The sequence below is a fragment of the Candidatus Palauibacter sp. genome (assembly GCF_965216145.1).
Classification (GTDB): Bacteria; Gemmatimonadota; Gemmatimonadetes; order Palauibacterales; family Palauibacteraceae; genus Palauibacter.
This window is the reverse complement of sequence record NZ_OZ244149.1, coordinates 2,556,806-2,573,763: the sequence shown is the minus strand read 5'-3', so window position 1 is coordinate 2,573,763 and position 16,958 is coordinate 2,556,806. Positions and strand designations below refer to the sequence as shown.

Annotated in this window: 15 protein-coding genes; 6 read left to right on the top strand and 9 right to left on the bottom strand. The window is 68.2% G+C overall.

Annotated features, from left to right (window positions below; genetic code table 11):
- Positions 1-135 precede the first annotated feature (135 nt).
- The 3 genes from ACOOHF_RS10855 to ACOOHF_RS10845 all read right to left on the bottom strand — a co-directional run bounded on the left by ACOOHF_RS10855 (position 136) and on the right by ACOOHF_RS10845 (position 4,046).
- Positions 136-1,887, bottom strand: coding sequence for a leucine-rich repeat domain-containing protein (locus tag ACOOHF_RS10855; RefSeq protein ID WP_420461702.1), 1,752 nt, complete (start codon positions 1,885-1,887; stop codon positions 136-138).
- Between the two features lie 296 nt (positions 1,888-2,183).
- Positions 2,184-2,465 (bottom strand): hypothetical protein, encoded by a 282-nt coding sequence (locus tag ACOOHF_RS10850; protein WP_420461701.1) that lies wholly within the window; start codon positions 2,463-2,465, stop codon positions 2,184-2,186.
- Between the two features lie 12 nt (positions 2,466-2,477).
- A complete protein-coding gene (locus ACOOHF_RS10845) occupies positions 2,478-4,046 on the bottom strand; it encodes a B12-binding domain-containing radical SAM protein (RefSeq protein WP_420461700.1) in 1,569 nt (522 codons plus the stop codon).
- Positions 4,047-4,159: 113 nt separating this feature from the next.
- Here ACOOHF_RS10845 and ACOOHF_RS10840 point away from each other — a divergent pair, with 113 nt between their 5' ends.
- Positions 4,160-4,723 (top strand): O-acetyl-ADP-ribose deacetylase, encoded by a 564-nt coding sequence (locus ACOOHF_RS10840; RefSeq protein WP_420464361.1) that lies wholly within the window; start codon positions 4,160-4,162, stop codon positions 4,721-4,723.
- Positions 4,724-4,735: 12 nt separating this feature from the next.
- Here the strand turns inward: ACOOHF_RS10840 and ACOOHF_RS10835 are convergent, their stop codons facing one another.
- Complete coding sequence (locus ACOOHF_RS10835; protein WP_420461699.1) at positions 4,736-5,317, bottom strand: hypothetical protein; 582 nt, start codon at positions 5,315-5,317, stop codon at positions 4,736-4,738.
- Positions 5,318-5,442: 125 nt separating this feature from the next.
- On the opposite strand from ACOOHF_RS10835, the gene ACOOHF_RS10830 reads away from it, so the two are divergent.
- From ACOOHF_RS10830 to ACOOHF_RS10810, 5 genes are all read left to right on the top strand, one after another.
- The gene (locus tag ACOOHF_RS10830; protein ID WP_420461698.1) at positions 5,443-5,883 is read left to right on the top strand and encodes an SRPBCC family protein; all 441 of its coding nucleotides are present in this window, start codon (positions 5,443-5,445) and stop codon (positions 5,881-5,883) included.
- A gap of 8 nt (positions 5,884-5,891) precedes the next feature.
- The gene (locus ACOOHF_RS10825; protein WP_420461697.1) at positions 5,892-7,418 is read left to right on the top strand and encodes a hypothetical protein; all 1,527 of its coding nucleotides are present in this window, start codon (positions 5,892-5,894) and stop codon (positions 7,416-7,418) included.
- Between the two features lie 94 nt (positions 7,419-7,512).
- Entirely contained in the window at positions 7,513-8,571 is a 1,059-nt protein-coding gene (locus ACOOHF_RS10820) for a virginiamycin B lyase family protein (protein ID WP_420461696.1), read from the top strand.
- Complete coding sequence (locus ACOOHF_RS10815; RefSeq protein WP_420461695.1) at positions 8,571-9,206, top strand: choice-of-anchor V domain-containing protein; 636 nt, start codon at positions 8,571-8,573, stop codon at positions 9,204-9,206. The genes ACOOHF_RS10820 and ACOOHF_RS10815 overlap by 1 nt, the downstream gene beginning before the upstream one ends.
- Before the next feature lie 114 nt (positions 9,207-9,320).
- Positions 9,321-10,817, top strand: a complete 1,497-nt coding sequence (locus tag ACOOHF_RS10810; protein ID WP_420461694.1) for an AAA family ATPase — start codon at positions 9,321-9,323, stop codon at positions 10,815-10,817.
- Between the two features lie 525 nt (positions 10,818-11,342).
- Here the strand turns inward: ACOOHF_RS10810 and ACOOHF_RS10805 are convergent.
- From ACOOHF_RS10805 to ACOOHF_RS10785, 5 genes are all read right to left on the bottom strand, one after another.
- Positions 11,343-12,839, bottom strand: a complete 1,497-nt coding sequence (locus ACOOHF_RS10805) for a serine hydrolase domain-containing protein (RefSeq protein WP_420461693.1) — start codon at positions 12,837-12,839, stop codon at positions 11,343-11,345.
- Positions 12,840-12,955: 116 nt separating this feature from the next.
- Positions 12,956-13,453, bottom strand: a complete 498-nt coding sequence (locus ACOOHF_RS10800; RefSeq protein ID WP_420461692.1) for a SixA phosphatase family protein — start codon at positions 13,451-13,453, stop codon at positions 12,956-12,958.
- A gap of 4 nt (positions 13,454-13,457) precedes the next feature.
- A complete protein-coding gene (locus ACOOHF_RS10795) occupies positions 13,458-14,837 on the bottom strand; it encodes a TIGR00366 family protein (RefSeq protein ID WP_420461691.1) in 1,380 nt (459 codons plus the stop codon).
- Positions 14,838-14,868: 31 nt separating this feature from the next.
- Positions 14,869-16,077 (bottom strand): AI-2E family transporter, encoded by a 1,209-nt coding sequence (locus ACOOHF_RS10790; RefSeq protein WP_420461690.1) that lies wholly within the window; start codon positions 16,075-16,077, stop codon positions 14,869-14,871.
- Positions 16,070-16,954 (bottom strand): TorD/DmsD family molecular chaperone, encoded by an 885-nt coding sequence (locus tag ACOOHF_RS10785; RefSeq protein WP_420461689.1) that lies wholly within the window; start codon positions 16,952-16,954, stop codon positions 16,070-16,072. The genes ACOOHF_RS10790 and ACOOHF_RS10785 overlap by 8 nt, the downstream gene beginning before the upstream one ends.
- Between the last annotated feature and the right edge of the window lie 4 nt (positions 16,955-16,958).

The following is a 16,958-nucleotide window of genomic DNA, read 5'->3' as shown; positions in this document are numbered from 1 at the left end:
TGGAGCTCCTGCGGGGCCGGGGGCTCTCTGTTGAACTCGCCAGCTACGACCGCCGCATGGTGGATGGCGCCCGTGCCATGGGGATCCCTGTCCTGGATCTGCCGTGACCGTGCGAGGGTGATCGGGCCGGGAACGTTAGGGCGCGCACCTGTTGCCGCTGAAGTTGTCGATGGTCGCGAGCCATGTGTCGAATACCGTTTCCTGCGGGACGCAGAGGTCGGTCCGGCCGATGAGCAGGACTTGAAGCGCGGTCAGGGCGGTGAGGCTCGCGGGCAGAGGTCCGGTCAACTCCCGATTCGCCTCGAATCCCAGGCGCCTGAGGTTCACGAGGCCGCCAAGCTCGGGGGGAACCGCACCGGCGAGTCGGTTTGTACCGAGCTCCAGCTGGTTCAGGCTGGTGAGGTTACCAAGTTCCGGCGGGATCGCACCTGTCAGCTGATTCAGGTTGAGCGAGAGGGCCTCGAGGCTCGCGAGGTTGCCGAGCTCCGGAGGGATTGAACCGGTCAGCCGATTCCCGGGAAGCGACAGGACGATCAGGTTGACGAGATCGCCGAGTTCGGGAGGGATCGAACCCTCCAGTTGATTCCGGTTCAGCACAAAGAGTTCCAGACCGGTTAGACGGCCCAATTCGGGAGGGATCGAACCCTCCAATTGGTTCTCGGCAAGATACGCGACCGCGAGATCGGCAAGGTTGCCGAGTTCGGGAGGGATCAGACCCGTCAGTTGATTCCGGTTGAGGTCCAGGTTCGTGAGGCTGGCGAGATTGCCGAACTCGGGCGGGATCGAACCCTCCAGTTGATTGTCGCGAAGACTCAAGCCCCTGAGTTTCCCGAGGTTGCCGAGTTCGGGAGGCATCGGTCCCGTCAGGAAGTTCTCGAAGAGAAACAGGATCTGGAGCTCGGTGAGATTGCCGAGTTCGGGAGGGATCGAACCCGTAAGAAAATTCTCGACCAGCACCAGCCCCTTGAGGTTGGCAAGACGTCCCAGATCGGGGGGGATCGGTCCCGCCAGTTGATTCTCCCAGAACGTCAGTTCGATGAGCTGGTCGAGATCGCCGATCTGGGGAGGGATCGCCCCCTTCAATTGATTCCCGGAGAGTTTCAACGTGGTTACGCGGCCGTCCCGATTCGTGGCCACGCCGTGCCACGCAGAGAGCTGCCGGTCGCTCAACCAGTTGGTGTTGTCGTTCCAGTTCGATCCATCGGTCGCGTTGTACAGGGTCACCAGTACCGCTCGGTCCGCGGCGATCGCCACGGCCAGATCGTACACGGTGACGAGCACCGTTTCACTGAACCCGGCCCAGCCGGCCGACACTTCGACGGAGCCGTTTCCGGTCGCGGTCACGAGACCCGCGGCGTCGACGGTGACAACGAGTGTGTCGCTCGAGACCCAGACGAACTCGGCGTCCGCTACTTCCCGGTCGTTCGCGTCGGTCGCCGTGGCCGACAGTTGATGAGTTCCGCCGACGGTTCGCAGCGTGTCGACCGTCGAGGAGACGCGGATCCCGGTGGTCACCTGCTCTACGGTGATCGCTGCGGCCCCCGACGCCTGTCCGGCCGTGGCCGTGACGCGGGCGCTTCCGTTTCCGGTCGACGTCACGAGCCCCGCGTTGTCCACGGTCGCGATAGCACCGTCGCTCGATGCCCATGTGATGGTGGCATTCGTGACCACTTGCCCATTCTGGTCGAGCACCCGGGCGGCCAACTGAACCGTGTTCCCGAGTGCGGCGAAGGTCGCCGTCTCCGGCGCTACCGTGACCGTGGTCGCGACAGGCGCGGGCGGAGGCGGAGGCGGCGGTGGGCGAGGGGGAGCCGTCGTCGACTCTCCCCCGCACGACAGGGATAATCCGGCGACCAGAGTGAAGGAGAATCGGCGGGGAATCCTCATGGATCGACTCCTTCGGCTTGTTCGGCTTGCGCGCGCGGGGAGTGGTCGAGTGGGTGCCGCTGCGGCTGAGTCGCCGGCCGCCTCGCACGAGCGCACCGTAGGACCGTGACCCCTCTCCCGCAATTCAATCGGTAGACTTCCGCAGCTTGATCGGGGTAGCCGCCAGTAGCCATAACTGGAATACGTCAGCGGCCCGACGATGGCCGGACCGGGGAACCCGGACGCGTACCGCACCGTTCTCACGTACCGAGTCCGGAAAGCGGACGCACCCCTCGGGAGGGCGTCGCCTCGGGGTCTTAGCAGCCCGCCTTGAGCAGGTAGCGGCGGCCGAGGCGCACCATACGGGTGTCGTCGAGGGCCTCCGCCTCGCGAATCAGATCCTCGATGTGCGGAATCAGCACCGGGTCGCCCCAGTCATAACCCGTCGCGGCCTCGGCGCTCTGCGTGTTCCCGATGTGGGCGCCTTCGAGGAGGGCCCGCGCCGCGGCCGCGTCGAAGCGCGGCGACTCACGCGAGGGGAGCGTGTAGCGCGGCTCCGGTTCGTGAGTCGCGTCTTCGTTGACGAATGCCCGGGACATCGTGGGCCCGTCCTAGTGGGCGAGCGCCCCGGCTCTCGCCTGCTCCCGCGGCACGCCGCCGGTGCTCTTGAGGTAGGCGTTGCGATCGTGTTCGAGCCCGCCCTCGGGCAGGAACTCCCACAGCGGACCGAGGTCGTTCTTCACCCGGTCGATGAAGAACTGCGGCAGCACCTGCGACTCTCCCTCGAAGTAGTCCCTGAACTTCGTGTCCGTCGCGAGCTTCTCACGCACGGTGCTGAAGTACTCGATCCGCCCCTTCCCCTCGGAGGAGATCGCCCGCACGACGTTCATGATGCGCGGGATGCCGCCTCTGTTGGCCTTGAGCCGTCGCCAGATGGCGCGCTGCGAGAAGGAGTATTTCGAGAGATCGATCACGTGATCGTAGAACTCGATCCACTCGTAGTTCTTCGGCTTCAGGTTCATCGCGTGATGGTTGTTGAGGAAGTGGAACGGGAAGCCGAGCACCCGCCCCTCCTTCTGATACCCGAGGTTGAGCGGCGCCGCCTGCCCGAACGACGTGAGCAGCGAGTAGGCGGGGAAAGCCGCGGGCGACGCGTCGAGGAACCGCTTCGTGAACTCGAAGGGATCGGGACCTTCGTCGCAGTCCAGCCCCATCACGAAGTTGGTCTGGAGATAGGGGATGTAACTCGTGATGAGGTTGGAGTGCTCCGACACCTGCCTGACCTTCTCCATGCCGTGGCGGTTCCGCGACTTCGACTTGTTCCCGAGCATGTACCAGGACTCAATGCCGGGGAGGATGGCGCGGAACCCGTTCTTCGCCAGACGCTTGAGCCGCGGCTCCGCCAGGAGTGAGAGGCTGCTTTCCGCGACGAACTGGATCGTCCCGGGAGGGACGGCATCCTCGATCGCCCCCAGCACGTCGTCGAACCGGACCCCGAAGTTGGGGTCGTGCCAGCCGACGATGGGTTTCTTCATCTTCCGGGCGAGGAAGCGGAGGTCGTCCCGCATCTCGTCGAAGTCCAGCGGCTGGTAGGGGATGACCGAATCGATGCAGAAGCTGCACGTGTACGGGCACCCGAGGCTGCCGAGCATCGGGACGATCTTGAACAGCGGCGCCTTCTCGAGCGTCGGCTCGATGAATTTCCAGCGCGCGCGCACGCCGGGCAGAGAGACCGGCTGCGTCTCGGCGGTCACGTGGCGGCCGAGCGGGCGCTGCGGCTGGCAGTCGTCCAGGACCTCGTTCAGCGTGGCCTTGTCGGTGAAGCCGAACACGTAATCGAAGTACTTCTGCGCATCCTGCGGATAACAGCGCGCGTGCGGGCCGCCGACGCAGGTGACGACGCCCCGCCGGCGAAACATCTCGCTGATCGCGTAGGCGAGCTGGGCTCCCTGCGAGAAAGCGCTCACGAAGAGCAGATCGATATCTTGCGGGAGTTCCTCGACGAGGTCCTCGAAGCCGGTGTAACAGACAAGACTCACGTCGTGGCCGGCTTCCTCGCACCAGGCGCCGAGCACCTGAGGCATGATGCTCGCGAGGTTCGCGTGCATGACCTTCGCGTAGAGCGCCTTCGTCGGCCCCTTGGCGACCAGATCCACAATCCCTATGCGAAGCTTGCGCAACAGCCATCCTCTCGGAATGGGTAAACGGGTGCCCGGCTCCGGAACGCGTCTCGGAACCGGAAACCTAAGGACCACGGAGTGTCGGCGGCAAAGGGGGTGCGGTGATCGAGTTGATCGAGTCTCGCCTCAGGATCTGGGGCGGCGACCTCACGACGATACGTGTGGACGCGATCGTGAACGCGGCCAACGAGCAACTGGCGGGGGGCGGCGGCGTGGACGGGGCGATCCACAAGGCCGCCGGGCCCGAGCTTCTGCGGGCCTGCCGGGCGCTGCCGGAGGCGCACCCGGGCGTGCGCTGTCCGACGGGCGAGGCGCGCATCACGCCGGGCTTCCGGCTCCCGGCCCGCTACGTGATCCACACGGTGGGGCCGGTGTGGCAGGGTGGAGGCCGCGGCGAGAGGGGGCTGCTCGCCTCCTGCTATCGGGAGTCGCTCCGGCTCGCGATCGGGATCGGGCTGCGAACCGTCGCCTTCCCGGCCATCAGCTGCGGGACGTTCGGATACCCGGTGGGGCCCGCCTGCCGGATCGCGGTCGAGACGGTGGCCGAGGCGCTGGCCCGCGACGACGCGCTCGAGACGGTGCTCCTGACCGCCTGGGGCGGCGAGGTCCGGACCGCAATGGAGGATGCGCTCGCCCGCCTGCTCAAGGCCGGCGGGTCCCCCGGCGGGTCCCAATGAAGCGGCAGCCCGCTACGGGCAGGAATCCCCGTTGACACGCAGGTATTCGGTGACGAACTCTTCCAGCATCGTGCCTATTTTGCTCGTGATGACGTCGTCGCGACGTCCGCCGTAGAAGCCGATGGCGGGGCGCGGGGATTCCCACGTCGGCGCCCAGTGGATCCACTGGAGCGCGGCGCCGAGCGAGTCGGAGGAGAGGCGTCCGGGGTTCGCGGCGAGCTGGGGATCGCTGAGCTGGTCGTAGACGAGCTTCATGAACCGGAGGCGGATGATGTACACCGTCTGGGCCGCTCTTCCGGGAACTGCCTGAGTGCCGATGAAGACGGTCACCCGGAGCAGGGCCCAGGCCGGCTGGTCGGCCTGGGCGTAGATTCGGGCCTCCCTCAGCCGGCTCGTCGTCATCGCCTCGACGGATTCCCGGGTGATGCCGCCCGCCCCGCCGCTGTTGGTTACGAAAACCTCCATGTTCATGGGACCGCAGGAGGTGAAGAGGGCGAACCTCTCCTGCGGTGAGCCGGGCCCCTGGGCCTCCGCGAGCGAAGGGAGCAGCAGGGCGGCGGCAACGGCGGGGATGACGAGCTTCACCGGATTCACGCGACTATCACCGAAGGCACGTTTTCACGGGTGGTCCTTGCCCGACGGGTTGGGAACCATCACGGACCGAAAACAGACTTGTTCCCGCCGGCTCGCGCCAGAGCCCGTGAGAGAGGAGAAAACGCATGACCGCCGACGCGGACACGAGAGTCCGCCTCTCAAAGGTGATCCCGGCCCCGCCGGATACGGTGTTCCGTGCGTGGACCGAACCGGAGGAGATCTCTCGATGGTCCGCTCCTCCCGGAGCGATGGTGGCGGAATCGAGGGTCGCCCTCGCGGCGGGCGGCGCCTGGAAGATCGGAATGGAGGACGAGGACGGGGTGGCCCACACGGCCTTCGGCGTGTACCGGAAGGTCGACGCTCCGAACCGGCTCGTCTATACGTGGGACTGGGAGGGGGAGCACTCGGTCGGTGAGACGGGGGTGACCGTAGAATTCCTGGCGGAGGACGGCTCGACGCGGGTCGTCGTCACGCACGAGGGATTCCCGGCCGCGGAAGCGGCGGAGGGTCACCGGCAGGGCTGGATCGCCTGTCTGGAGTTGCTGGCGGGTCTCTTCGAGGACTGAGCCGCTCCGTGCCTTCCGACTCCCGGGCCGTCGCCGCGAAGGACCTCTCCGCCCGCGGGATCTTCGCGTTCTGGGCGCCGCTCGCCGCCACATGGTTGATGATGGCGGTGGAGGGACCCTATCTGGCGGCGGTCGTGGCGCGGCTGCCGGACCCCACGCTGGGGCTGGCGGCGTACGGTGTCGCGATCGCGATGGCGGTGCTGATCGAGGCGCCGGTCATCATGCTGCTCAGCGCCTCGACCGCGCTCGTGGAGGACGCGGTCTCGTACCGGCGGCTGCGGACATTCGCGCACGGGCTGAACGCCTTCTCGACGCTTCTGCTCCTCCTCGTGCTCGTGCCGCCGGTGCATCGCGGGCTCATGATCGGCGTTCTCGGTCTGCCGGAGGATCTCGCGGGCCTGACCTACGGGGCGCTGTGGTGCTTCCTGCCCTGGCCGGCGGCGATCGGCTACCGGCGCTTCTGGCAGGGGGTGCTCATCCGGTCGGGGCGCACGCGCCTCGTAGCGGGCGGTACGGTGCTGCGCCTGATCGCGATGTCGACGGCCGCGATCGTGCTCGCCGTCTCCACCGACCTTCCCGGCGCCTCGGTCGGCGCCTCGGCGCTCTCCTTCGGCGTGGTCGCCGAAGCGGTCGTGGCCCGCTGGATGGCCCGGGGCGCGATCGGTGCCCTGCTCGGCCCGACCGACCGGGCGGCGAGCGCGGTCGACCCCCCGACGGTCTCGGCCGACCCGCACGACATCGCGGAGATCGGGCGGGTGGGCGTCTCGACGGCGGACCCGGCCGCCGGGCCGGCCGAGGGAGCGGAGCTTCGCTTCTCGGACATCGGGCGCTTCTACGTGCCCCTGGCGCTCACCTCGCTCATCGGGATCGGCATTCAGCCCATGCTGACGTTCTTCATGGGCCGCGCCGCCTCCCCGGTCGAGTCGCTGGCCGTGTTCCCCGTGGTGCACTCGCTGGGCTTCCTCTTCCGCTCCGTGGGGCTGAGCTTCCAGGACGCCGTGATCGCACTCCTGGGCCGAGGCAGCGAGGGTTATGCACAGATCCGCCGCTTCGCGATCGGGCTCGGGGCGGCGCTCTCGGGCATCCTCGCGCTCATCGCGTTCACGCCCCTTTCCCACTTCTGGTTCGTCCACGTGTCGGGGCTCACCCCGGGGCTGGCCGACTTCGCGATTCCCGCGGCGCGGGTCCTGACCCCCGTCCCCTTCCTCGGGGTCATCCTGTCGCTGCACAGGGGGACGCTGATCCGGAACCGGACGACGGGTCCGATCATCGTCGCGACCGCGGCGGAGATCGCGGCCGTGGCCGTCGTGTTCGTGGTCGTCGGCTGGGGGCTGGGCTGGGTCGGTGCCACGGCCGCGTTCACGGGCTTCCTCTTTGGGCGTCTGACCGCCAATGTCTATCTGACCCCCAGGGTGCGCGCGGTTCGGGCCAGGGCGGCCCGGGCCGTCCGCGGCCCGGCCGCGGACGGCCGGAGTGGCCAGGGCCGCCCGGACGGCCCGGAAATCAACGGATTCGCGGGATCGGGGGTCTTCTGAATAGCGTGCGAGATAGCGTGCGAGATAGCGTGCGAGGCCGGCCGGAAACGAACGGTCGGCGGCTTCAGCGGACAGCGATCGAGGAGGAACGGAGATGATCCATCGAATTCGGGTCGCCGCGCGGGCGGCGGCGGGACTGGTGATCCTGGCGAGCATCGTCGGCTCCGCGGAAGCGGCGGCCCAGGACCACATGGCGGCCAGCGATGTTCTCACCATCGAGGAATGGACGGTCCCCTACCCCGAGAGCCGTCCGCGCGACCCGTTCGTCGGACCGGACGGGCGCGTCTGGTTCGTGGGACAGGCCGCCCACTACGCCGCGGTGCTGGATCCGGCCAGCGGCGAGTTCAAGCGCTACGACATGGACGACGGCACGGGACCGCACAACCTGATCGTCGACGACGACGGGATGGTCTACTACGCCGGCAACCGGGCGAACCACATCGGGATCATCGACCCGGCCACGGGCGAGATCGACAAGATCATGATGCCCGACGAGCGGGCGCGGGATCCGCACACGCTGATCTGGGACGACAACGGCGACATCTGGTTCTCTGTACAGCAGGGGAACCTGATCGGCTTCCTCGACAGGGATTCGAGGGAAGTGCGCCTGGTGGAGGCGCCCGAGGTCGAGACGCGCCGCGGGATGGGCTCGAGCCGCCCGTACGGGGTCAAGCTGGACTCCGAGAACCGGCCCTGGATCGCGCATTTCAACACGAACCTGATCGGCATGGTGGAGCCATCCTCGTTCGAGCTCATCGGCTACGACCTGCCCGAGGGCGCGCGGCCGCGCCGACTCGTGATCGACTCGAGGGACCGGATCTGGTACGTGGACTACAGCCGCGGGAAGATCGGCCTCGTCGAGGAGGGCGGCGGTTTCCAGCGGGAGTACGACCTGCCGGCGGGTGAGGAGTCTCGGCCCTACGGGATGGCGATCGACAAGTACGACGTGGTGTGGCTGGTCGAGACGGGGATCCAGCCGAACCGGTTCGTGGGCTTCGACACCGCGACGGAGGAGTTCGTGGGCATGCTCGACGTCCCGAGCGGGGGCGGCACGATCCGGCACATGTACTACGATCCGGCCACCGACGCGATCTGGTTCGGGGCCGACGTGAATACGGTCGGGCGGGCGGTGGTGTCGCCGCGCTCGCGCTAATGTCCCTTTCGGGGCCCGCGGCCGCGCTCTGCGCCGCGGGCCTCCTCACGATGGTCACAGCGTCCGCGGTCCCCGCAGGGAACTCCGGGACCGGGCCGCACGTCACCGTGCACCCCTCGACGCACATCGAGGGACCGCCTCCGGGCCACACCGGCGGCTTCGGGGAACCGACCTGCGCCACCTGTCACATCGGCGCGCCGCTCAACGAACCGGGCTCGACGCTGGAGCTGCTCGGCCTCGAGGACGGCTACCGTCCGGGCCAGCGCCATCCCGTGACGATTCGCCTCGAGAGCTTCGACATGCGCTCGGCCGGCTTCCAGGCGTCGTTCCGTTTCGACGGTGGGGAGCGCCGGGGCGCGCGTGCCGGCGAGATCCGGCCGCTCGACGACCAGGTCACCGTGGTGCGGACGGAGGACGGCGGCACGGCGGACGGCGGCACGGAGTACGTCCAGCACACGCGCGCCGGATCCAGGCCGACCGACGACGTGGCGGAATGGACGTTCGAGTGGCGCGCCCCCGAGACGGAGACGCCCATCGTGCTGCACGTGGCCGCGAACTCGGGGAGCGGCGACGACTCCCCGCTCGACGACCTCGTCTACACCCTCTCGCTTGTCCTCACCCCGAACCTCCCCTAATCGGCGGACGAGCATAGATCGCGTTAACTTGGTGCACCGGATACCCCCGCTGTGACACCCCGGGGCACGTCCCGCGACGTCGGAGACGAGCACCCAAAGGAGAGCCCAAGGCCGATGCCAACCCACGACAGCGATCGTCAGAGGGTAAGGGTCGACAACTTCGGGCCGATCGGCACGGCGGACATCGACCTGCGACCCTTGACCGTTCTCGTCGGACCGAGCGGTTCGGGAAAGTCCTACCTGGCCAAACTCCTCTACGCGCTGCATCGCTATTTCGGCATCCGTCGCGCATTCAAGCACAGGAGTGTGAAGACCACCCGCTTCTACGAGTTGGCGCGCGAGACATCCGACCTCCTCGGAGTAGTTCAGCGATTCGAAGAGTGGCTCGCCGACGCATCCGAGCCCGTTCCGCCCGAAGTCTTTCCGCTGGCCCGCGAAGCGGTCAAGGAGGTGGGCACGGGGTTGGCTCTCGAAACCGAGTTGGGGCGGATCTTCGCCGTCGAGACGATCCGGCCGTTGATCCTGAGAACCCGCGACAGTGCTGAGATTCGGCTGGACCACGCCCCCCTTGGCACCCCGGACCGCCCGGCGGCCTTTCGTTACCGTTTCAAACTCAACGAAGCCAAGCTCGACTGGCAACTTGAAGTGGAAGATGATGCGCCGGTGCGGCTAGAACGAAGCGGCACGTTCTGGCAGCGGGGGCTTGTACCGGACTTCTTCCAACGTCGTCGCCCCGAACAATCCATCGACGGCAGTCCCATAAACCCAGTTGCGCTTCAGCTTGTCCTGGCGGACATGGCGCTACCGTCCACCGTGGGTCCCCTCTCCGGGGTGGCCCATTACTTGCCGGCGAGCCGTTCAGGAGGCATGGAGACCCAGCAGTTGCTTCTTCGCGGCTCACTACGCGACATGACGACGGTCGGTCGCCGCAAAGAATCGGCGGCGTCCCCCCTCTCCGGAGTTCTGGCTGACTACATCGAGGGCATTTTGATCGACCTCCCCGCAAAGCCGACCAATTGGGGGGAGGGCGACCGTTTGGCGAAGGAGGTGGAACAGACGATCCTTGGAGGATCGGTCCGCGTCGAGAAACCGGAGAACGGCTCCCTCCGGGTGCTGTTTCGACCCACGGGTTGGGAGGAGGATCTCCCCCTCGCAAGGGCATCCTCCATGGTGACGGAGATGATTCCCGTGGCGGTCTACCTTCGTCACCACGTGCAGGCCGGCGAGACGATCATCATCGAGGAGCCCGAGGCCCACATGCACCCGGAGATGCAGGTTCGGCTGGGCGCGGCGCTGGCGAAGATCGTCGCGGCCGGAATCCGGGTCATCATTACCGTTCACAGCGACTGGATTCTCTCCGCGCTTGCGAACATCTGCCGGATGGCGGAACTCCCCGACGAGGATCGAGGGGACATGGCGGGCGGGGATATCACGCTTCCCGCCAGCCAGATCGGCGTGTGGGAGTTTGTTCCGAACGAGAGGGGAGAAACCGAGACGCGGGAGATCGTCCTCGACTCGGACAACGGAATGTTCGACGCCGGCTATCCCCGAATCGCCCAGGCGCTGTATGACGATTGGGCCACGATCCACAGCCGGTTGCAGGAGGATTGACGGCTGCCGGGCTGGATAGCGGAAGTCCGGCAAAACCTCCCGGCGGGGTGCTTGACAGGTTCCTGTCAGGACGAGGGGTGCGTTCTCCAGGTCTCGCAGCTGCCTCCAGCTCGCTGTCTGACGCGGGTGGACCACTGCGACGAACTCGCGCCCCCGCATCGCAGGCGTTGCGATTTCCTCCTGTTCGTCCAGTCGTCTAGCCACAAGGGACACTGGGTAGCGCCGATCGAGTTGAAGGGCCACGTCAGGAGGAATGACCTCGATGGGATTCGAGATCAGCTGCAGACGGGGGCGCACGTTGCCGAAGAACGACTCGCCCGCGTGGGAACGGGCAACAACAGGGTGCGCCTCCGGCCGATTCTGGGCTATACGACCCTGCAACCATGGGTAAGGCTCAACCTGACCACGGCCGAATACCAAGTCGAGTTGCGGGGGCGCACCGAGCATATTCGACCCTTGGCGTCCGGGAACAGCGTCAAGGAGAAACTGGAATGATCCTCCGCTGATTGCGGTGCGACTGCCTGATCACAAGCCGGCCGGCCGCACGCTGAAGTTGTTGTTGCGCCACATGCGCATCGCGCCGTCCGGCATCTCCTCGAAGATGAACTCCTCGCCCAGGTCGCCGTTGTCCCGTACGCGGCGGAAGGTGTCGCCCTCGATGCGGCGGAGTCGCTCCATCGCGTCGAGCGGGTTGCCGGACGGGAGCGACAGCACATGCAGGTCGCCGTCCCACACGAGGACGGCGCTCTCGCCGCCCAGCGGACGCTGGTAGGCGCCGGTGTAGCGCTGTAATGCCCCGTCGGCGGCCTTGCCCGCCTCGCCCTTCGCCGCGCGCCGCAGCGCCGGGGCCACGATGTCGAACGCCGTCTGGGCGAAGCTGCGGGCGTTCACCCCCGACCCGTTCGTCATGAACGTCGTAGCGATCCGGTCCCGCGGGCGCAGCAGGAGTTGGCTCCGATAGCCGGGGCACGAGCCCCCGTGTCCCACGAAGGTGTCGCCGTCGGACTTCCACACGGAGAAGCCGAGCCCGTAGGTGGTCTCCCCGTCCGGCTCGAGCCAGTGCACGCGGTGCATCTCGCGCAGCGTGTTCCGGTCGAGTAGCGGGTCGTCGCCGTCGAGGACGCGGAACTGCCATGAGGCGAAGCGCCCCAGGTCTTCCACGGTCGAGATGAAGCCGGCGGCCGGGCTGATGCCGCGCACCCGGTAGTCGGGCACGAGCCCGCGCTTCCCGTCGCGCCCCCGCGCCGTGTACCCACTCGCCAGGCGGTTCCCACGGAAGCGATCGTCGAGATCCGTGAACGTGCTCGACATCCCGAGCGAGTCGAGGATGTTCGTGCGCACGTAGTCGTCGAACGAGTGTCCCGACGCGGCGGCGACAATCTCCCCCGCCAGGGTGAGCGCGAGGTTCGAGTACTGGAAGTAGGTCCGGGGCGGGTAGAGCATCGCCTGTGACGGAAGCCGATCGACGATCTCCTCGTGCGTCGGGAAGGGATACTCGGGGCCGGTCCAATACGGGGCCGCGGCCTCGCGCGGCAGACCCGAAGAATGAGTGAGGAGACCTTCGATCGTGACGGGTCCCGCCTCGGGGAAGCCGTCCTTGATCGTGAACCACTCCAGGTGCTTCGCCACCGGATCGTCCAGCCTCACCTTCCCCTGGTCCCGTAGCTGCAGGACGCCGACCGAGGTGAAGAGCTTCGAGATCGAGCAGATCGAATACATCGTCGACGGGGTGGCCGGCTCCTTCCGCTCCACATGCGCGTAGCCGTACCCCTTCGCCCACACCAGCTCCTGGTCGTGCACGACGGCGAGGGAGGCGCCGGGGATCCCTTCATACGCCTGCGCGGCGTCCATCCACACGTCGAGCAGGTGCAGGGCCTCGCCGACCCCGGGATCCTGCGCGGCCTTCTCCTGGGCTGCGGCCCGCACGCCGTCGGCTCCGGGAACGCCGGTCAGCAGAGGCAGGAAGAACAGGAAGACGAGCGCCGCCGCGGCGGCCCGGAAGTAGATCGAAGGTCGGGTCATCGGGGCATCCTCCGCTCGGGTCGGCACGTTGCGGGACATCTCGGAAGCTATGCCGGAGCCTCTGGAACGGGGAAGGGATCCTCCGCCGCGTTTGGGGCCGCGCTTCCGGCCGCGTCTCAGTCGGGCGGGAGCGCCTTCGGCCTCCAGAAAGCGATCAGGCGGCCCTCTGCCGCGGAACCCAGCGCGGACCAGTCGTCGATGTCCAGTTCCACGGCGGCGAGCGCGGCGGTCGGCATGAAGTCGACCTCACCCGTGAGGTGCATGGCGAGCGCGGAGATGCCCGGGTTGTGCCCGACCACCATCAGGCGCTCCGTCGCTCCCCCCATGTCCTCCACGACGTCGACGTAGGCGTGGGGAGACGCGAGATAGAGGGCGCGGGTGGTCTCGACTTCCACCTCGCTGTCCCACTCGGCGGCCGCGAGTTCCGCGGTCGTGCGCGCGCGCTCGGCGGTCGAACTCACGATGCGCTCGGGCACGAGATCCTGCTCCGCGATCAGCCGTCCCATGCGCGGGGCATCGCGGTTCCCGCGCCGGTTCAGCGGCCGGTCGTGGTCGCGCAGCCCGGGGTCGTCCCACGACGACTTGGCGTGCCGGAGGATGAGGAGCGTCTTCATGGCGTCACCAGGTGGTGGGGATGACGAGCATCGTCCCGATGCCGAGGAGGACCGTCGCGAGCCAGATGAGGAAGGCGTATCCCAGCACCTCCCCGAAGCGGCGGCGCGTCACGGCCAGGATCGGCAGGGCCCAGAACGGGTGGATGAGGTTGAAGGCCGAGTCCCCGTACGCGTACGCGAGCAGGGTCGTCATGACGGAGACGTCGAGCGCCTCGCCGGCGGGGACGATGTACGGCGCCTCGATCATCCACTTGGAGCCGGCCGAGGGGATGAACAGGCTCATGAGTCCCGAATAGAAGTAGACGACGAGCGGATAGAGCCGGGTCGTGGCGACCGCGGCGAACTGCTCGCCGAGCCAGCCTCCGAGGTTCGTGTTCTGGATGAGGCCGAAGATGCCGGCGTAGAACGGGAACTGGAGGATGATCCCCGACGCGGCGCCCACCCCGTCGCGGCAGGCGCGCAGGAACGAGGTGGGACGGCCGTGCAGCACGAGCGCGAGGACGAGAAACACGGTGTTGTAGGCGTTGATCGTCCAGCTCGCACCGAAGCCGCGGGTCACGATCGAGTACACGAGCGGATAGGCCAACAGGATCGCGGCGAGGAGCGACCAGCCGCGGAAGCGGTCGAGCCGCTCGGCGGGCGTCCTCCCCGGCTCGGCGCGGGGCGGAGGCGCGGGGAGGATCTCGCCGACCTCCGCCTCGGTGAGGGTGACGACGTCGCGGTGGGGGTGGAGCGCCATGGCGGCCGCGAGCCCGACGAGCAGCATGACGACGGCGTACCCGAGGTTGAACGGGTGGAAGAGGGTCTCGGTGACGGGATAGAGACGGTCCACGATGGGGGCGCCGGCCCCGGGCTCGAGCAGGGGGTTGCCGGGGGTGGCGAGGATGAGCGGGGCGGAGCTGGAGAGCCCGCTCTGCCACACGGTCCCGATGCCCATGTAGGCCGCGGCGATGACGAGGCGCACGTCGGCGCGCGGGTTGCGCTTGAGGATGAACGGGACGAAGAGCGCGGAACCGACGAGCCCGAACGCCCAGTTGAGATACCCGGCCACCATGGAGAACCCGGCGGCAAGGGCGACGGCCTGGACGGGACGCTCGGGGTTCGGGCAGCGCGCCAGGCGATCGAGCAGCCGGTACATCGGGGGCGACGAGGCGCACGCGTGGGCGGCTACCATGGCGATGGAGAACTGCATCGCGAGTTCGAGCAGCGTCCACACGCCCGCGCCCCAGGCGAGCCCCGCCTCCGGGATCGTGGCGCCCCCTCCCGTGACCGCGAGGATGAGCGCGACCACGGTCAGCGACATGAGGATCACCCACGCATCCGGCGTCCAGCGCTCCGTGAAGCGGGAGAGCGCCGCGCCGCCGTCCCGCAGCCGGTCCAGCACGCCAACTCTCGACGCGGGGCGGTCGATGGGGCTAATCCTCCGGCGGGGCCGTCTCGGGGGCGACCGGCTCCTCTACGGCGGCCACGTCCGCGGCGGGTTCGGGCGCATCCTCCGCGGGTTCGGGTTGCGAGCCCGCCGGGCCGCTGAACGCCGTCGCGGGCAGGATGTCGCGGAAGGACTCGCCGTACAGCTCCCACACCGTGATGAAGAGCGCCGCCACGATGGGGCCGATGAGCACGCCGGCCATCCCGAACGCGAACAGCCCGCCGAGCGTGCCGAGGAGGATCATGAGGTCGGGCATGCGGGTGTCGCGTCCCACGAGCCAGGGGCGCATGAGGTTGTCGAGCATCCCCACCACGAGGCCGCACCAGAGCAGGAGCCCAATCCCGGCCCCGATCCGGTCGATGGCGAGCAGGTAGATCGCCACCGGCAGCCACACGAGCCCGGACCCGATGCCGGGCACGATCGACAGCACCGCCATGACCGTGCCCCAGAACGCCGCCGACGGGATCCCCACGACCCAGAAGGCGAGGCCGGCGAGGCTGCCCTGCACGATCCCGATGAGGAAGGTCCCCTTGACCATCGCCCGCGTCACGGAGACGAACCGGTCGAGCATCCGCTTCTCGTCTTCGTCGGACAGGGGGAGGTAATAGAGGACCTTGCGCAGCACGCCGCGTCCGTCCTTGAGGAAGTAGAACATGGCGTACAGCATCACGAAGAGCAGGAAGACGAGCCGCGCGATCTCCTTCGTAATATCGGTGAGCCTCGCGACCACGAAGCCGCCCGCGGTGGCCGCGACCTCGCCCAGCTTCTGGACGAGCTGCTCCCGGTACGGCCGCAGTGACTCGACGAAGGGGACGCGGTCGAGGAGCTCATCGAACCCTCCGGGCTCGGCGAGCCGGGTCTGCATGTCCTCGATCCAGGGGCCCGCCGACTGCGAGACGTGCACCGCCTGGTTCGTGACGATGCCGAGGAAGGTCGCGATCGGTCCGAGGAGGAGGATGACGAACACACCTAGTGCGGCGGCGGAGGCCAGGCCCTCTCTGCCTCCGAACCACCGGCACAGCGTCCGGTAGGCCGGATAGAGGAGGCCGCTGAGAATCGCCCCCAGGAAGAGCGCCGTCAGGAAGGTCCGGATCGTCTCCAGGAACAGGAGACTGATCCCGACGACGAGCAGGAGCAGGAAGATGGCGCGGAAGCGCGCCGCATCGAGGGGCGGCTTCGCGGCGGGCTCAGTCACATGCGGTATCCGTGACATCGGGCATGTCCGGGATGTCTGCCTCGAGGTCGGTGAGGAGACGACTCGTCGCGGTCGCGCGGTGGGTCCAGAAATCGGCCACCTCCGGCGCCGTGCTCCCCGTGCGATCGTGGAGACGCGCCCACTCCCGCGCCTCCCGTGCGAGCCAGCCGAGGGTCGCCCGGGGGCCCTGCGCCAGCATGGACCGGAGGATGTAGGCGCGCTCGCCCACGCGGAGTCCGAGACCCAGGTCGCGCGCCGCCCGCGCGAGGTCGGCGCGGGTGAGGACGAGTCCGCTGCGCGCCGGACTCAGCAGCGCCAAGAGGAAGCGGTCGGCCTCCGCGCTCCGCGGGTCGGGCACGGGACTCGCCTCGCGGAGGGCGAGCGGCCGCCTCGTGGGCGGACCGAGGAGCGCGGACTCCCGGGAGAGGACCGTCTCGAGCGTGTCGGCCCAGCTCCGGTAGAACGGAGGCGCGATCTGCCGCAGCTTGGTGAGGAAGGGCAGGACCCACGACAGCAGGTGCTCCCACAGGAAGGCGTGCCGCGCGTCGCGCCAGGCCGCGGCGGCCTTCCCGCTCGCTCCCAGTTGGGCCTCGACGAGTCGGGCGTAGCCTCCCAGCAGCGCCCCCAGATGGTCGGGGTCGGCGGGCGGATCGGCCCCGAGCGCGCGCCAGAAGCCGGCCACCCGATCCTGCGCCTCCCCGCCCAGACGGCCGTCGTCCCCCAGGAAGGCGGAGGCGTAGGGGTAGAGCTGGAAGAGGAAGAGGTCGTTGTGCGTCGGTTCGTCCGGCACCGGACCGAGTTCGAGGAGGTGGCCGAGGATCCGGTTCTCCGAACAGGGAGCGTCGAGCAGGGCGCCGAGCGCGCGGAACAGTTCCATCGCC

Bases quoted from the DNA above. Each gene is read 5' to 3' on its own strand.
- ACOOHF_RS10820 (WP_420461696.1), top strand. From the start codon at position 7,513: ATGATCCATCGAATTCGGGTCGCCGCGCGGGCGGCGGCGGGACTGGTG.
- ACOOHF_RS10785 (WP_420461689.1), bottom strand. From the start codon at position 16,954: ATGGAACTGTTCCGCGCGCTCGGCGCCCTGCTCGACGCTCCCTGTTCG.
- ACOOHF_RS10855 (WP_420461702.1), bottom strand. From the start codon at position 1,887: ATGAGGATTCCCCGCCGATTCTCCTTCACTCTGGTCGCCGGATTATCC.
- ACOOHF_RS10800 (WP_420461692.1), bottom strand. From the start codon at position 13,453: ATGAAGACGCTCCTCATCCTCCGGCACGCCAAGTCGTCGTGGGACGAC.
- ACOOHF_RS10805 (WP_420461693.1), bottom strand. From the start codon at position 12,839: ATGACCCGACCTTCGATCTACTTCCGGGCCGCCGCGGCGGCGCTCGTC.
- ACOOHF_RS10850 (WP_420461701.1), bottom strand. From the start codon at position 2,465: ATGTCCCGGGCATTCGTCAACGAAGACGCGACTCACGAACCGGAGCCG.
- ACOOHF_RS10830 (WP_420461698.1), top strand. From the start codon at position 5,443: ATGACCGCCGACGCGGACACGAGAGTCCGCCTCTCAAAGGTGATCCCG.
- ACOOHF_RS10810 (WP_420461694.1), top strand. From the start codon at position 9,321: ATGCCAACCCACGACAGCGATCGTCAGAGGGTAAGGGTCGACAACTTC.
- ACOOHF_RS10815 (WP_420461695.1), top strand. From the start codon at position 8,571: ATGTCCCTTTCGGGGCCCGCGGCCGCGCTCTGCGCCGCGGGCCTCCTC.